General features: G+C 71.8%; 14 protein-coding genes. 4 read left to right on the top strand and 10 right to left on the bottom strand.

Translation table 11 applies throughout. The features are described 5' to 3' along the window. The 3 genes from ACFYX4_RS24065 to ACFYX4_RS24055 form a co-directional block, all read right to left on the bottom strand. Positions 1-309, bottom strand: a 309-nt coding sequence (locus ACFYX4_RS24065; protein WP_389336878.1) for an ATP-binding cassette domain-containing protein, incomplete at its 3' end; no start/stop codon positions are given. A 75-nt stretch (positions 310-384) separates the two neighbouring features. Then, entirely contained in the window at positions 385-1,224 is an 840-nt protein-coding gene (locus ACFYX4_RS24060; RefSeq protein WP_389336875.1) for a DUF4097 domain-containing protein, read from the bottom strand. Between the two features lie 85 nt (positions 1,225-1,309). Continuing rightward, positions 1,310-1,834 (bottom strand): hypothetical protein, encoded by a 525-nt coding sequence (locus ACFYX4_RS24055; protein ID WP_389336872.1) that lies wholly within the window; start codon positions 1,832-1,834, stop codon positions 1,310-1,312. A gap of 341 nt (positions 1,835-2,175) precedes the next feature. On the opposite strand from ACFYX4_RS24055, the gene ACFYX4_RS24050 reads away from it, so the two are divergent. Beyond that, positions 2,176-3,132 (top strand): LysR family transcriptional regulator, encoded by a 957-nt coding sequence (locus ACFYX4_RS24050; protein WP_389336869.1) that lies wholly within the window; start codon positions 2,176-2,178, stop codon positions 3,130-3,132. Between the two features lie 84 nt (positions 3,133-3,216). Here the strand turns inward: ACFYX4_RS24050 and ACFYX4_RS24045 are convergent, their stop codons facing one another. From ACFYX4_RS24045 to ACFYX4_RS24025, 5 genes are all read right to left on the bottom strand, one after another. After that, a complete protein-coding gene (locus ACFYX4_RS24045) occupies positions 3,217-3,906 on the bottom strand; it encodes an ANTAR domain-containing protein (RefSeq protein ID WP_389336866.1) in 690 nt (229 codons plus the stop codon). A gap of 68 nt (positions 3,907-3,974) precedes the next feature. Continuing rightward, on the bottom strand, positions 3,975-5,651 hold the full coding sequence (locus ACFYX4_RS24040; RefSeq protein WP_389336863.1) for an NAD-dependent malic enzyme: 1,677 nt from the start codon (positions 5,649-5,651) through the stop codon (positions 3,975-3,977). Positions 5,652-5,715: 64 nt separating this feature from the next. Continuing rightward, positions 5,716-6,981 (bottom strand): phosphatidylserine/phosphatidylglycerophosphate/cardiolipin synthase family protein, encoded by a 1,266-nt coding sequence (locus ACFYX4_RS24035; protein ID WP_389336860.1) that lies wholly within the window; start codon positions 6,979-6,981, stop codon positions 5,716-5,718. Between the two features lie 151 nt (positions 6,982-7,132). Next, complete coding sequence (locus ACFYX4_RS24030; RefSeq protein WP_389336857.1) at positions 7,133-7,267, bottom strand: hypothetical protein; 135 nt, start codon at positions 7,265-7,267, stop codon at positions 7,133-7,135. 237 nt (positions 7,268-7,504) lie between these two features. After that, on the bottom strand, positions 7,505-8,914 hold the full coding sequence (locus ACFYX4_RS24025; protein ID WP_389336853.1) for a short-chain fatty acyl-CoA regulator family protein: 1,410 nt from the start codon (positions 8,912-8,914) through the stop codon (positions 7,505-7,507). A gap of 470 nt (positions 8,915-9,384) precedes the next feature. On the opposite strand from ACFYX4_RS24025, the gene aceA reads away from it, so the two are divergent. Then, positions 9,385-10,668, top strand: a complete 1,284-nt coding sequence (gene aceA, locus ACFYX4_RS24020) for an isocitrate lyase (RefSeq protein ID WP_389336850.1) — start codon at positions 9,385-9,387, stop codon at positions 10,666-10,668. A 379-nt stretch (positions 10,669-11,047) separates the two neighbouring features. On the opposite strand, the gene ACFYX4_RS24015 is transcribed toward aceA, so the two are convergent. Next, positions 11,048-11,224 (bottom strand): hypothetical protein, encoded by a 177-nt coding sequence (locus tag ACFYX4_RS24015; RefSeq protein ID WP_389336847.1) that lies wholly within the window; start codon positions 11,222-11,224, stop codon positions 11,048-11,050. 261 nt (positions 11,225-11,485) lie between these two features. Between ACFYX4_RS24015 and ACFYX4_RS24010 the strand changes: the two genes are divergently transcribed. After that, on the top strand, positions 11,486-12,262 hold the full coding sequence (locus ACFYX4_RS24010) for a hypothetical protein (RefSeq protein WP_389336844.1): 777 nt from the start codon (positions 11,486-11,488) through the stop codon (positions 12,260-12,262). Positions 12,263-12,290: 28 nt separating this feature from the next. Beyond that, a complete protein-coding gene (locus ACFYX4_RS24005; protein WP_389336841.1) occupies positions 12,291-13,367 on the top strand; it encodes a hypothetical protein in 1,077 nt (358 codons plus the stop codon). Between the two features lie 154 nt (positions 13,368-13,521). On the opposite strand, the gene ACFYX4_RS24000 is transcribed toward ACFYX4_RS24005, so the two are convergent. Beyond that, the gene (locus tag ACFYX4_RS24000; RefSeq protein ID WP_389336838.1) at positions 13,522-15,699 is read right to left on the bottom strand and encodes a SpoIIE family protein phosphatase; all 2,178 of its coding nucleotides are present in this window, start codon (positions 15,697-15,699) and stop codon (positions 13,522-13,524) included. Positions 15,700-15,773: the final 74 nt, after the last annotated feature.

The raw sequence follows: 15,773 nt of genomic DNA, 5'->3' as shown, positions 1-15,773 counted from the left end.
GGAGAACTGGCCGGTGACGCCGATCGCGGCGCGGACGGCGTGCGGGTCGGCGGCGAGGTCGTGACCGCCGACCCGGGCCTGGCCGCCGTCGGCGCTGATGAGGGTGGAGAGGATCTTCACGGCGGTGGTCTTGCCCGCGCCGTTCGGACCGAGGAGCGCGAACACGGACCCGGCGGGGATGTGCAGATCGATGCCGTCGAGGACGGTCTTGTCGCCGTACGTCTTGCGCAGTCCGACGGCGGAGACGGCGGCCGGGGACGGGTGACCGCCGTCCGCCTGGCGTGATGTGGGCATGACAGAAGAAGGCATGGTGCCCTCCGTTCGGAGTCAGAGTCAGAGGGTGAGGTCGATGAGGGGAGACAGATCTGGGCGGGGAAGCGGTGCTCAGTGCTTGGCGCGGAGGATGTCGATGTTGCCCCAGTTGGTGCGGGCGCGGACCGTGACGGTGCCCTCGGTCTCCTCCGGGGCCTCGGACGCGGCGAGCCTGTTGCGCACCTTCCCGCGGTTGGAGCTGACGTCCAGCCAGGCGGCGGTGCCCTGGCGGATGCCGATCTCGATGGGACCGTTGGAGGTCTCCAACCGGACCTCGCCCCGGGCGACTTCGGCGACGCGCAGGCCGCCGTTGGTGCTCGTGCCGGTGACCGACGCCTCGGCGCGCGCGATGTCGATGGCACCATTGGCACCGCTCACCCGCAGCTCGCCGGTCACGGCGCCGACGACCGTGTTGCCGTGCGAGTTCTTCAGGACGGCGGGGCCGTCGACGAGGCCGACGCGGATGCTGCCGGAACTGGTGGTGATCTCGGCCGCCCCCTCGACCCGGTCCACGACGACCGAGCCGTGCGACACGGTCAGTTGCAGGGGTCCGGTGGTGTCGAGCCGGACGTCGCCGGAGGTCTTCGCACGGACCTCGCCGAGGCGGCCCTCGCCGATCACCTGGGCCCAGGAGCCGGTCAGTTCGAGGCGCGAGTCCGTGGGCAGATCGACCGTGACGTCGACGGCGCCGGTGGGCCCGACGAGGTAACGCTGCTTCGTCCTGACGGTCAGTACGCCGCTCGCGTAGGCGACCTCGGTCTGCTCGGCGGCCCGCACGTCCCTGTCCCGCTCGGGATCGAAGGGCCGCACCTCGACGGCGACGTCGTGGCGGTCGCTCGCGGTGAAGCGGATGGAGCCGGCGCCCACGTGGGCGGTGACCGAGATGGGTCCGTGCGTGTCGAAAGAAGGCATGGCTGTCCCGTCCTCTTGGGTCTTCGGGACGTCCCCGCTGGTGGGACGCGGTGTGGGTGAAGTGGCGCGGGCTCGGGCGGGGCGGCTAGCGCACCCACCCCGTGAAGCTCTGTCCGATGGTGCGGGTCCTCTCCGGCGTGCGCTCCCGCGTGCCGCCGTCGACCGCGGCCGACACCGCTCGCACCAGCCAGGCGTTGACCGACAGGCCCTCGCGGTTCGCGGCCTCCTCGGCGCGGGCCTTGAGGTGGGCCGGCAGCCGCAGGTTCACGCGGGCGGTGCCGCCCTCGTCGCCGTCGGCCGGGGCGGGGGCCGAGGCCCTGAACGGTTCGGCGGGCGGGGCCGGTTCCGCGGGGGCGTCGCCGTAGGCGGGCGGGGGTGTCACCACGAAGTCGGGGTCGATACCGCGCAGCCGTACGTCGACCGAGCCGGGGGCGAGTTCGCGGGTGATCTCGCCCATCGCGGCGGAGAGCACGTTGAGCATGGTCAGCCGGGCCGCCGACTCCAGCGGAGCGGAGAGCCTCTCGGCCAGCTCACGGGCTTCGTCACCGCCGGCCTCGGCGGCCACCGCGAGTTCACGGCGGAGGGTGTCGACATACGGGGTGAGATCCATGATGCCATCATGGCACCACAATGGCTCCATGAGCAAGGCGCGAGGTGTCGACTCGGGGGGGGACACCCCCGCAAGAGCCCTCTGAGCTGCAAAGATGCACCGCCCACTGCTTGCGCACGCGTGGTGCCACGCATACCCATGCGCACACAGGAGCCACATCTGACACCCGGATGGCACCGGGGTGGCACCTCACCGACGCCACACGACACCGCGTGGCACCACACCGCGCCACACCGCGCCACTCACGGAGGCCGCGGCCAAGCCCACCGATCGACTGATCGATAGGCCCGGCGATTCCTCCCATCGACATTCCGATGAGACCAGCGACTACCATGGCCTGCATGAAGAACCGGACGCCCGACACCCCGGAGACCGCGGCCGGCGTCGGCAGGCAGCTCCCCGCGCATGCCGACCTGAACCTGCTGCGCACCTTCCTCGCCGTGTACCGCGCCGGTACCTTCACCGCCGCCGCGCCGGCGCTCGGCCTGTCGCAGCCGACCGTGACCGCTCAGATCCGCACGTTGGAGCAGCAGACCGGCCGTGAGCTGTTCACCCGGCTGCCGCGCGGTGTGGAGCCCACCCCGCTCGCCCATGAGTTCGCCGCCCAGATCGCGGGCCCCCTGGACTCCCTCGCGGCGCTCGAAGGCGGCGGTCCGCTCGCCGGGCAGACTACCCCCGTGCACCTCGCCGGGCCGTCGGAGCTGCTGTGCGTACGCGTCCTGCCCGCGCTCGTCCCTCTCGTGGCCGACGGCGTCGAACTGCGCGTCACGCAGGGGCTGCCGGAACCGCTGCTGGAGGAGATGCGCGCGGGACGTCACGACCTGGTCATCGCCACCCGGCGGCCCCGGGGCCGGTCCCTGGAGTCGGTGCCGCTCGCCGACGAGGAGTACCTGCTGGTCGCCGCCCCCACATGGGCCGGGCGCATCGCCGCGCACCCGCAGGCCGACGATCTGTGCGCCGCCCTGCGCGAGGTGCCTCTCGTCACGTACGCCGAGGATCTGCCGATCGTGCGGCGCTACTGGCGGAACGTCTTCGGCAAGCAGCTCACCGGCCGTGCCGCCGTCACCGTGCCGAACCTGTACGCCGTGCTGTCCGCGGTCAACGCCGGCGCGGGCGTCAGCGTGCTGCCGCGGTCGCTGTGTCAGGAGTATCTCGACTCCGGCCGTCTCGCCCTGCTCCACGAGCCGGAGGAGTCCCCGCTGAACACCCTGTTCCTGGTCCAGCGGCCGGGCGCCGAAGCCAACCCCGACGTGATCCGGGTGCGGGACACCCTCCGACGCGCCGCACGCGACTGGTGACCGCGAGAGGGAACCCGCCTGGGCGACGGCCGCCGTCCCAGGCGTCAGGCCGCCGTCGTCGGCATCAGGACGGCGTCCTCGGCGTCAGGACAGCGTGCCCTTCTCGCAGATCCGGCGGGCCACCTCGCGGAGCTTGATGTTCTTCTCCTGTGAGTAGCGGCGCAGTACCTCGAAGGCCTGCTCCTCGGTGAGGTGGTGGCGGCCCATGAGGATGCCCATGGCCTCGCCGATGAGGTGGCGGGTGGACAGGGCCTGTTCCATCTGGGCCTGCGTGCGGGCGCTGGAGAAGGCGACCGCCGCGTGGGAGGCCAGCAGCCAGCCGGCCAGCTCGCTGACCTCGGTGAAAGCGCCGGGTCTGCGGGAGTAGAGATTGAGCGCGCCGAGGTCCTCGTCCTCGGTGAACAGCAGGAAGCCCATCATGCTGCCCACGCCGAGCTGGCGGGCCTGCGGGGCGTAGGCGGGCCAGTGCGGCTGCTCGTCGGTGAAGTCGGCGATACGGAAGACACGGTCGCCCTTCGCGCCGTGGGCGGCGTCGAAGCACGGCCCTTCGCCCAGCTGTTCCTGCAACCTGTCGCTGTCGACGACCAGTCGGTCGGTGGGGGCGAGGCTCTCCACCTCCGCGCCGTGCAGTACGAGGATGCCGGCCGCGTCGCACCCGTCCACCAGCTCGGTGGCCGAAGCGGTGATCCGCTCCAGGGTCGCGTCGACCGATTCCTGTGCCAGGAGGTCCCGCGCCATCGCCGCCATCTGCTCCGCGAACCGACCCCAGTCCACCGTGCCCTCCGTTCCTCGTCCGCCGGACAACCTCATACCCGGCTTCCGTCACTCGTCGTCACTCTTCGTCAGTCGTCATAGTCGGGGGTCCACTGGGTCCTCGTGATCGCGGCGCGCAGTTCGTCCTCGGTGGCCTCGGGCGCGACGCCTTCCTCGACGGCCGCGAGGGCCGCGGCGAGGGCGATCTCGCGTGCCGCGTCCCGCATCCGGGCCAGGGGCGGCAGCAGGGGCGCGGGGCCGCCGTCCTGCGGTGCGGAGCGGGCGGCGCAGCGGCCGACGGCGCGGGCCGCGGCCACCATCATGCGGTCGGTCACGCGGGTGGCGCGGGCCGCGGTGACGGCGAGGCCGATGGCAGGGAAGACGTAGACGTTGTTCGCCTGCGCGACGGGCACGTCACGGCCGTCGATCCGCAGCGGCGGGAACGGGGAGCCGGTCGCCACCAGCACCTTCCCGTCGGTCCAGCGGGCCAGGTCGGCGGGGTCGGCCTCGGCGTGCGAGGTCGGGTTGGACAGCGGGAAGATCATCGGGCGTTCGCAGTCGGCGGCGAGCTGCCGCACGATCTGTTCGGTGAACGCCCCGTGCGCGGTGGACAGACCGATCAGCGCGGTGGGCTTCACCCGGCGTACGACCTCGTCGAGGGCGGGCGCCCCGTCGCCGTCCCAGTGCCGGACCTCGTCGTCGTCGCGGGCGTAGGTCCGCTGCTCGTCGGTCAGGTCGGACCGGGAGGTCAGCAGCAGGCCGTCGACGTCCACGAACCAGAAGCGGGAGACGGCCTCGTCCGCCGACAGCCCCTCGTCGACGAGAGCGGTGCGGATCATGTCGGCGACGCCGACGGCAGCGGATCCGGCGCCGAGCACCACGAAGCGCTGGTCGGACAGCCGGGCGCCGGCGATCTCGGTCGCCGTGGTGAGCGCGCCGAGGACGACGGCCGCGGTTCCCTGGATGTCGTCGTTGAAGGTCAGCAGCCGGTCCTGGTAGCGGGTCAGGATCGGGCGCGCGTGGGCGGTGGCGAAGTCCTCCCATTGCAGGAGGGTGCCGGGCAGCTCCGCCTCCACCGCCGAGACGAACGTCTCCACGAGTTCGTCGTACGCCTCGCCTGTGACCCGGCGACGGCGGGAGCCGAGGTAGTGCGGGTCGCGCAGCAGCTCCTCGTTGTCCGTCCCGGCGTCCAGCAGCACGGGCAGGGTGCGCGCCGGGTGGATGCCGCCGATGGCGGTGTAGAGGCTGAGCTTGCCGATCGGGATGCCCATGCCGCCGACGCCCTGGTCGCCCAGGCCGAGGATGCGCTGACCGTCGGTGACGACGATGACGTCCACGTCGTCGTTGGGACGGTTGCGGAGGATCTCCCGGAAGCGGTCCCGGTCGTCGTACGGCAGGAACAGTCCGCGCGGCCTGCGGTAGATCTCGCTGAAGCGGCGGCACGCCTCGCCGACCGTCGGGGTGTAGACGACCGGCAGCATCTCCTCCAGGTGCTCGGTGATCAGCCGGTGGAACAGCACCTCGTTGGTGTCCTGCAACTGGCGCAGGTAGATGTGCCGGTTGAGCGGCTTGTCGTAGCCGCGGAACGCCTCGTAGGCGCGTTCCGCCTGCTCTGCCAGGGTTTCGACGGCGGGCGGGAGCAGTCCGTCGAGCGCCAGCTCGGCGCGCTCCCGCCGGGTGAAGGCGGTGCCCTTGTTGCGCAGGGGGTCGGCGAGGACCGCCGCGCCGTGGTGTGCCCGGCCGTGGGTGGTGTCGCTGGCTGTCATGGCGTTTCGGCTGCCCGGGATGTCGTGTTCCTCACCCCAAGAATCGGCAAGGCGCGGGCCGGGGTCACAGGAAACGGCGTATGGGCTGCACGGCGGTCTCGTAGGCGCGTTGCCGCAGGGAGCGTCTCTTCCAGCGGCCGGGCCGGACGGGGGCGCTGAGGGAGACGTCCTGGTCGAAGTGCGCGTCGAGGGTGGCGGTGAACTCCTCGTCCAGGACGGCGAGCATGACCTCTTCGTCGTGGTCCAGGGAGCGCCGGTTGAAGTTGGTCGAGCCGACCAGCGCCGCCGTGCGGTCCACGGTGACGATCTTGGCGTGCATCATCGTCGGCTGGTACTGGTGGATCTTCACTCCGCAGGCGAGCAGTTCCTCGTAGAAGTGCTGGCCGGCGAGCTGGCAGACGCGCTTGTCGGTGTGCGGGCCGGGCAGCAGGATCTCCACCTCCACACCGCGGCGGGCGGCGTCGCACAGGAACCGGACGAAGTACTCGTCCGGGGAGAAGTAGGCGGTGGCCAGCCGGAAGCGTTCCTCGGCGGACTCGATCATCACGCGCATCAGGGTCTGCATGTCCTGCCAGCCGAAGCTGGCCGAGCCGCGCACCACCTGGACGACGGCGTCGCCCTGCGGGCGGTGCTCGGCGAACCGGTCGCGGCTGTCGAAGAGTTCGTCGTGGCACTCGGCCCAGTTCTGCGCGAACGCCGCGGCGACGCCGTCCACCGCGGGGCCGCTGAGCCGGACGTGCGTGTCGCGCCACTCGCCGGGGTCGCGCGCGTCGCCGCACCACTCCTCGGCGATGCCCACCCCGCCGGTGAAGGCCACCTGTTCGTCGACGACCAGGACCTTGCGGTGGCAGCGGTGGTTCTGCTTGAGCGGCGACAGGTACAGCGGTCTGCGGAACCAGGCGATCTCCACGCCGGCCCGGTCCATCTCCTCCAGCAGGTCCTTCTCGATGAGCCGGCTGCCGAAGCCGTCGAGCAGCAGCCGCACCCGCACGCCCGACCGGGCCCGCTCCGACAGGGCGCGGGCGAACTGGCGGGCGATGTCGCCCTTCCAGTACACGAACGTCATCATGTCGACGGTGTGCTCGGCGGCCTTGATGCTGTCCAGCATGGCCGGGAAGATCTCGTCCCCGTTGCGCAGGACGACCAGCGCGTTCCCCTCCGTGGCCGCGATGCCGATCAGCCGCTCCAGACGCCGCCGTATCCGCGCGGCCCGCTCCTCGAAGTCCGGCCGCCGCGCGGAGTCCGGCTCCCCGACGACGTCCACGACCGCGGAGCGCCCCTCCGCCGCGCGCGTCGAGCCGCCGGGCACGTCCTGCTGCGTGCTCGTCATTCCTTTCCCCCTCCATAGCTTCCCGGGTGCCACGCCGAGCCGTCCGCCGGCGATCCCTTGTCGCCGTCCTCGTCGCCGTCCTTGTCGCCGTCCGACGAACAGATGCCTTCTGCCACGCCCCTCCCCCGGCAAACGCGGCCCGTGGGGGGACTCAGTCGGCGGCGGCACGCTCCCCCGCCGGGCGCCTGCGCCGGGCGGGCTGGGTGAGGGACCGCGGCTGCCAGACGCCGTCGGCGCGGTAGAGGTCGGCGCCGGGCGGGACGATCTCGTCGATGCGGTCGAGCACCGCGTCGTCGAGCAGCAGGTCGGCGCCCTTGAGCAGGCACGTACACCTTCGCGTTCGGCTACAACCACGACCAGGGCAACCACGACGCGGGCGCGGCGACCGCTACAACGTCACCGCCACGTCCACCGCCGGCGTCACGGAGTACCGCACGGGCGGCTTCTGAGCCGCGGTCCTGCCGACACGGCAGCCGCGGCGAAGACGTGCTCAGTCCCCCTCGGGCGTCGGCCGGTCGGCAGGTCAGTCGGGGGACTCGGCGACCGGGTAGGGGACGAAGGTGCTGCTGTTCTGGTCGATGCGGAGCGGGCGGCCGAGTGGTGGTGCCGCTCGTTGGGGGCAGTCGAGGCGTTCGCAGACTCGGCAGCCCATGCCGATGGGGGTGGCGGCGGAGGCGTTGGCGAGGTCGAGGCCGTCGGAGTACACCAGGCGGTGGGCGTGGCGGATCTCGCAGCCGAGGCCGACGGCGAAGGTCTTGCCGGGTTCGCCCCAGCCGCCGCGGTGCCGGGTGAGGGCGCGGGCCGTCCACAAGTAGCGCTGCCCGTCGGGCATTTCGGCGATCTGGACGTGGATGCGGCCGGGTGCGGAGAACGCCTCGTAGACGTTCCACAGCGGGCAGGTGCCGCCGGCCCGGGAGAAGTGGAAGCCGGTCGCGGACTGGCGCTTGGACATGTTGCCGGCCCGGTCGACGCGGACGAAGGAGAAGGGCACCCCGCGCAGCCGGGGGCGCTGGAGGGTGCTGAGGCGGTGGCAGACGGTCTCGTAGCCGAGGCCGTAGCGGTCGGTGAGCCGCTCGATGTCGTAGCGGACCTCTTCGGCGGCGGTGTGGAAGGCGGTGTACGGCAGGATCAGCGCGGCGGCGAAGTAGTTGGCGATGCCGATGCGGGCCAGGGTGTGGGCGGGTGAGCCGGGTGGGAAGTCCTCGGCGGCCTGGCGGTCGAGTTCGGCGCCGTACTCCAGCAGGGCGAGTTGCGTCGCCATGCGGAAGGCGCGCTGGCCGGGGCGCAGCCGGGCGGAGAGGTGGAGGGTGCGGGTCGGTTCGTCGTAGTGGTGCAGGTGGTCGTCGGTCTCCACGCTCAGGCGGACGCCGTGGGCGCCGGCGAGGCGGGTCGTCAGGGCCGTCACGACCTCCCCGGGCCGGATGCCGATCTCCTCGGCGAGGCGCTCGGCCGCGAGGTCGGTGTCGTGCAGGTAGTTCTGGCGGCGGTAGAAGAAGTCGCGGATCTCCTCGTGGGGCGAGCGGGGCGTGTCGTCGGAGGAGGTCTCGCGGCCGTCGGCGGCTCCGGCGAGCCGCTCGGACAGGACCTGGTTGCGGCGTCCGAGGTCGACGAGGACCCGGGCGACCGCGGGCATCCGGGCGGCGAGTTCGGCGAGGTCGGACGGCGAGACCCGGGCTGCGGAGATCTCCCCCGTCAGCGCCTCGCGCAGGTCCGCGACCAGGCGGGTGGTGTCGCGTTCGGAGAAGAAGCCGGGGTCGACGCCGAAGGTCTCCGTCAGCCGGAGCAGGACGGGCACGGTGAGCGGCCGGGAGTCGTGCTCCATCTGGTTCAGGTAGCTCGGTGAGATCGCGAGGACCCGGGCCAGTTCGGCCTGGCTCATCCGGCGTTCCTCGCGCAGCCGCCGCAGCCGCGCCCCCGCGTAGGTCTTGCTCACGTCGCAACCTCCGTCGCAGCCCTTTGTGGCAGCCCTTTGTGGCAGCCCTTTGTGGCAGCCCTTTGTCGCAGCCCTTTGTCGCAGCCCTTTGTCGCAGCCCTTTGTGTCCGGCTCCCGCGCAGCAGCGTATGCGAAGCGGCGCGCCCCGCACCCTTCGCAAGGTTGGCAAAAAGCGGCGAGAAGATTCGCAAACCTTGGCGGGCTTCCACGGTTGATGGCACTGAGTGCCAGTGCCAGAGTGTGAGTGCGGCCCGCCGGACCCGGCAGGCACCGCCCGGAACCGGGGCTCGACTCACTTGCCCTGACGTCGGAGATCCCGGCGACGGCGGCGTCCTGTACCGGCAGCATTGCTCACCTCCGCCCCTCCCGGGCGACGGCGGGCCGCACCAGTCGAAAGACACGCAGTGCCAGCCGCACCGAGTGCGGTGCCGGATTGGCAGACGCAACAGACCGAGGAGACGGTGACACTCATGGCAGAGGCGAGGACGCAGGCGGCCGAGGAACTCGCGCGGCGCTGGGCCACCGACCCCAGGTGGCAGGGCATCGAGCGCACCTACTCCGCCGAGGACGTGGTCCGGCTCTCCGGCAGCGTCCGCGAGGAGCACACCCTGGCCCGGCGCGGCGCCGAGCGACTGTGGCGCCGGCTGCACGAGCTCGACTACGTCCACGCCCTCGGCGCGCTGACCGGCGGCCAGGCCGTCCAGCAGGTCAAGGCCGGTCTCCAGGCCATCTACCTGTCCGGCTGGCAGGTCGCCGCCGACGCCAACCAGTCCGGCCACACCTACCCCGACCAGAGCCTGTACCCGGTCAACTCGGTCCCGCAGGTCGTCCGGCGCATCAACAACGCGCTGCTGCGCGCCGACCAGATCGCCACCTCGGAGGGCGCCGGCGACACCACCGACTGGCTCGCCCCGATCGTCGCGGACGCGGAGGCCGGCTTCGGCGGCCCGCTGAACGCCTTCGAACTGACCAAGGCGATGATCGCCGCCGGCGCGGCCGGCATCCACTACGAGGACCAGCTCGCCTCGGAGAAGAAGTGCGGCCACCTCGGCGGCAAGGTGCTGGTGCCGACCTCGCAGCACGTGCGCACCCTGAACGCGGCGCGTCTGGCCGCCGACATCGCCGACGTGCCGACCGTGATCGTCGCCCGCACCGACGCCCTCGCCGCCAACCTGCTCACCAGCGACGTCGACGAGCGCGACGCCGAGTTCGTCACCGGCGAGCGCACCGCCGAGGGCTTCTACCGGGTGCGCAACGGCATGGCCCCGGTCATCGCCCGCGGACTGGCCTACGCCCCGTACGCCGACCTGATCTGGGTGGAGACCGGCACCCCGGACCTCGCCCAGGCCCGCGAGTTCGCCGAGGCGATCCACGCTCAGCACCCCGACCAGATGCTCGCCTACAACTGCTCGCCCTCCTTCAACTGGAAGGCGGCCCTGGACGACGACCAGATCGCCAAGTTCCAGCGCGAACTGGGCGCGATGGGCTACAAGTTCCAGTTCATCACCCTGGCCGGCTTCCACTCCCTGAACCACGGCATGTTCGACCTGGCCCGCGGCTACGCCGAGCACGGCATGACCGCCTATGTCGACCTCCAGGAGCGGGAGTTCGCCGCGCAGGCGCAGGGCTTCACCGCGGTCAAGCACCAGCGGGAGGTGGGCACGGGGTACTTCGACCTGGTGTCGACGGCCGTCAACCCGGCCTCCTCGACCACGGCGCTCTCCGGGTCCACGGAGGAGGAGCAGTTCCACTAGGACCAGTTCGTCGCCTGCGGGGGCGTGGGGGCTGGCCGCGTCCCCGCGGCGGAGCCGCACATCAGCGCTGCCCCGCGCCCCTTAGGTTCGTCGCGAGGTGCGTGGGCGGAATTCTGTCGGACGTCCCCTCGGCGATCACCACGACGGAGCCGCGCCATACGGTGCCGGTGACTTGGTCCCCCTGCTCAAGCCCGCTCACCACCGGCCCCGCGTCGCCGAACGGCACGACCGTCCTGGGGAAGGGCTCCGGGCCCAGCAGCGTCGCCGACTGGTGCCTGAGGGACCTACGGGTGTCCTCGACGGTGAAGGTGACCAGCTGAAGGCAGTCCCGCGACTTCGGTGCCGGCGTAACGGAGGGGCACCCCTCGGCCGACTTGTACTACCGGTACAAGGTTCGATCGGTGGGCAGCCAGGTGGTGAAGACGAAACAGCAGGCCAGTGTGGCCTCCAGGGACAGAACGATCAGCGCCGCCCCCACCAGCCGGTTCAGGCCGGGCCTCTGCCGGGGAGGCGGCCCGCCCACCCCCTCGAAGGTGCCGATCCTCATCGTGGTCATCGCCGGCCCATCCCTCGTTTCCCCCGGAAAGACAGCAGTCTCTCCGACCGCCATCGAGCGGACAAGGGGACTTACGGGCAGCCAAAGGTCACTGACGTGTGGCACATCCGGGCAACGCGCTCCTCGGACACGCCTGGGCCGGCCGCAGCCCGCCGGACCCTCGATCGCGAGCCCAAGCACACCCGCCCATATCTCTCTTGCACGTGCCGCGCCTTGATCACATACAGTCTGCGAGGTTCGACAGGGGAGGGGAACCCGCACGTGAAGCACTACATCGCCGAGCGCACCGCCACCGCGCTGCTGTGCGCCGCCATGACAGTGGTCATCGCAGGCTGCGGCGCGGACAGCGCCGAGGTCGACGCGAAGAGCACCTCGACGTCGACCGGGACCGCGCATCCGTTCGACGCCATGACGTCCGAGCAGATCGACAATCAGGTCCGGGAAACCCTGAGGAACACCACGAGCATGCGCCTCACCGGCAAGGCGAGCAGCGAGGGCCGACAAGCGAAGTTCGACCTGGCGATGGACGTCCACGGCTCCTGCAACGGCACGGTGGACAACTCGCTCGGCTCCATACGCATCATCAAGAAGGGATCCCTCGTCCACGTCAAGGCCGAGGAGGAGTACTGGCGGGCCACGTTCAGCCGCGGGATGACGGCCGAACTGACCGAGGAGATGGTCGCCGCGTTCAAGGGCCGCTGGATCAAGCCCCCCAAGATGATGTCGGAGACCATCGGGCGGATATGCGAGCCTCTCGAAGGAATGATCGAGGCGATCAGCCCTGTATCCGACGGGACCGCCACCCGCGAAGCCGACGCCACGGTGGGCGGCCGGCCGGTCGTCGTGCTCACCGAGAGGAGCCCGACCCGGACCGTCACCCTCTACATCGCGAAGGAGGGCAAGCCCCACGTCCTGAGGAGCACCGTAGCGAGGGGCGACGAGCCCATGGACGATCTCATCGTCACCGACCACGACAAGCCGGTCGACACCACCCCACCGCCGCCCGACGAGATCCTCGACCCCACCACGCTGCGCTGATCGTTTCCCGGAACGGATTCCCCCGACCATGGCACTTTTTGTCGCCGCCTGCCTGCTGTCGCTCTGGTACGTACTGGGATACGGCCTGCTGCCGCTGCGATGGCAGAACTCTCGCCTCGCCGGCCCCGACGCCCCGTTGCAGCACGCGTGCAGGGCTGCCGCCCAGGGGCGTTGGGAGCCCGCCGCCCGGCTGTTCGAGGACGCCGGTCCGGACTGGGAGCGCCGCTCGCTGTACGCGCAGCGGCTGGGGTATGTCGCGGCCAGGAGGAGCGACCGTTGGCTGAAGGCGTGGGCGGAAGCCCGCCCCGGAGATCCGGACGCCGCGCTCGTGGTGGCGCGTGCCAGAGTCCACCACGCGTGGAAGCTGCGAGGCCCGGCGCGTGCGCACAGCACGTCGCGGCGCCGGTTCGAGGGATTCCACCGGGAGTTGCTGGCCTCGCAGCACGACATAGGGCGGGCCGCGGCTTTGCACCCCGACGACCCCAGCCCGCTCGTCGCGGAAATCTGGAGGGCGCTCGGACTGGGCTACCCCAACGGGGAGATGCACGCGCTGTGGTCCGAGATCACCGCTCGGGCGCCGCACCACTTCGAAGCGCACACCAGCGCCCTCCAGTTTTGGACCGCGAAATGGCGAGGCTCCAAGCGGCTCGCGCGGGAGTTCGCCGAGAATGCGGCGGCCGGAGCACCGCCGGGGAGCCTGCTGGCCGCGCTGCCGCTGATCGCCTGGTACGAGAACCACGCGTACGAGGTGAGCGATGCCGGATTTCGCACCCCCGAGGTACGTGAACTGGTCGACACGGTGCTCGCCGACGTGGCGCTCGCCGACCCGGACCACCCGAGGCTCCCGGAAGTACGGCACCTGCTGGCGTACTTCCTGTACCGGCAAGGCCGGTACGGAGCGGCCCTGGAGCAGTTCCGTCACGTCGACGGCTTCACGGAGGCGCTGCCCTGGCGGTATCTGTCCGTGAAGCCGCTCTACTACCGAGCAGTCCGTACCAAGACGGCCCGCAAGGCGCTCACGGAGCGCTCGGTGTCTTCCGATGTCACACGTGGTCCGCGGCGAGGTTCAGGAAGTGGGTCGGTGTCGGGTGTTTCGCCGGGGTGAGTGACTGGTCGGTCCAGGTGCCGACTTGTCCGTCGGGGGCCATGAAGTGGCCGAATGTGTACATCCTGTCCTCGTTGCGGGAGGTGAACGGGATCCATGAGGGGTCCCAGGCGCGGCCCCACTGGTTCGTGAACCGTTCTCGACCCGGGACCCCTCAGCCCGTCCGTCGCAGTGCGAGGACCGCCACGTCGTCCAGGCGCTGCGCGCCCACGCCGGCCTTGCTCAGGACCGTGTCGACGAGCGCGCCGAGGTCCTGTTCGTCGGCGCGGGCGAGATGGCCGGTGAGGGCGGTGATGGCGTCGTCCAGGTCGAGGCCGGGGCGTTCCACGAGTCCGTCGGTGTAGAGGAGGAGCGTGAGACCGGCGGTGAACGGGATCTCGGTCACCGGGAAGGCCGCGTCGGGGTCGATGCCGAGGAGCGGGCCCGGCGGGACGTCGAGGGGCCGGGTGTCGCCGTCGGGGCGGCGCAGGAGCGGCGGCGGGTGGCCGGCGCTCGCCAGCGTGGCGAGGTCGGCGGCGAAGTCGAGGCGGACGTACAGGCAGCTGGTGAACAGGTCGGGGCCGAGGTCGGTGAGCAGCCGGTTGGTCCCGGACAGGACCGTGTCGGGGCGCGTGCCGGCGGCCGAGTGCGCGTGGACGGCCGTGCGGACCTGCCCCATCAGGGCGGCCGCGGCGACGTCGTGGCCCTGGACGTCGCCGATGACGGCCGCGACGGCGGTGTCGCCGAGCCGGATCAGGTCGTAGAAGTCGCCGCCGATGTCCATGCCGCGGGTGGCGGGCAGGTAGCGGACGGCGACCCCCAGTCCGGGGACCGTCGGCAGGTCGCGCGGGAGCAGGGCCTGCTGGAGGCCGTGGGCGAGCTCGTGCTTGATGTCGTAGAGCCGCGCCCGGTCCAGGGCCTGGGCGATGAGCCCGGCGAGCGACGTCAGGACGGCGCGGTCCTCGGCCGGGAACTCGCGCGGTTCGTCGTAGGACAGGACGCAGATGCCGACGGGCCGGCTGGAGATGATCAGGGGGAGGAAGGCCCAGGCCTGTTTGCCGCTGATCTGCGGGGCCTCGGGGTAGATGCGCCGCATCTCCTCCGGGGTGGTGAAGAACGCGGGGATGCCGCTGGTGAGGGCGCGGCCCGCCGGGGTGAAGGAGGTGTCGAGGGGCAGGCCCTCGAAGCGCTCGATGACCTCGACGGGGTAGCCGCGGAAGCCGATGATCCGCAGCCGGCCGGCCTCGGCGGTGGACAGGACCAGGCCCTGGGCGCCGAACGCGGGCATGATCTGGTCGGCGACCAGGTCGATGACGTCCTGCACGCCGACGACCTCGGTCAGCGCGGCGGCCAGATGCGTGAGCTGGTAAAGCCGGCCGGCCCGGGGCGCGGCGGCGGACGGCGCGGCGGCGGACCGCGCGGCGGCGGACCGCGCGGAGGCGTGTGGCGCGGGCGAGGGCGGCGGCGACGCGCCGTTGGGGACGATGCGGACGCTGATGCCGCTGCCGTCGGGGAACAGGTGGAAGTCCAGCCACCGGTCCGGCGGACGGCACGCGGTGAAGGCGACGGGCTCGCGGCTGATCACGGCGGCGCGGTAGCGGTCCTCGTACGTGGGGTCGTCCAGCCACGGCAGGCTCTGCCAGGGCAGGGTGCCCAGCAGCCGGTCGGCGTCGCGGCCGAGCAACTCGCAGGCGCCGGCGCTGAGATAGGTGAAGCGGCCCTCCAGATCGAGGGCGCAACTGCCGCCGGGCAGACGTTCGGCGAAGTCGGCGGCGGCCATCGCGGGGCCCGTCCGCCCCTCGGCGGTGGCCACGGGCAGGACGCGAGGGGGCTCGTCGCCGGCCGGCGGCTTGCCGTTGCCGAGGGCTTCCTCAAGCAGCCGGGCCAGCCGGCGGCAGCCGGCCGCGACATGGCTCTCCTCCCGCCGGGTCATCCGGGGCGGACGGGTGGCCGGCCACATCAGCAGCAGCGCCCCCCAGGTGCGGTCGCCGGTGACGGGCGCGGCGGCCAGGGAGAGCGGGTAGGGCAGCGCCACGGCGGTGCGGGGATAGGAGCGGGCCAGCTCGCCCTGGCTGCCCACCCACACCAGGCGCTCCTCCCGGACGGCGTCGGCCACCGGGGCCGGGGCGGCCGTCGGGACCCTCGCCCACGGCGCGGCGAAATCGGCCGGCGCCCCGTACAGCACGTCCAGGCAGAGGACCTGCTCGTCCGGCGCGAGCAGGTAGAGGGCGCCGATGGACGCGCCGGTCCGGCGGACCGTCTCCACGAACGCGGCGTCCAGTCCGTCGGCGACGGCGGCAAAAGCACCCGAGCCGGTCACTCGGTACCTCCAGCGGGTGAGGCGTACTCGCATTCTCCGAGGCGTTCTCCTCACCCACGCATACCCGCTCACACCCCTCTGGTGACGCTACGCCTGTGCACAGCGGT

Source organism: Streptomyces sp. NPDC002328 (assembly GCF_042890065.1).
Classification (GTDB): domain Bacteria; phylum Actinomycetota; class Actinomycetes; order Streptomycetales; family Streptomycetaceae; genus Streptomyces.
The sequence above is the reverse complement of the archived record's forward strand: the minus strand, read 5'-3'. Positions and strand labels throughout refer to the sequence as shown.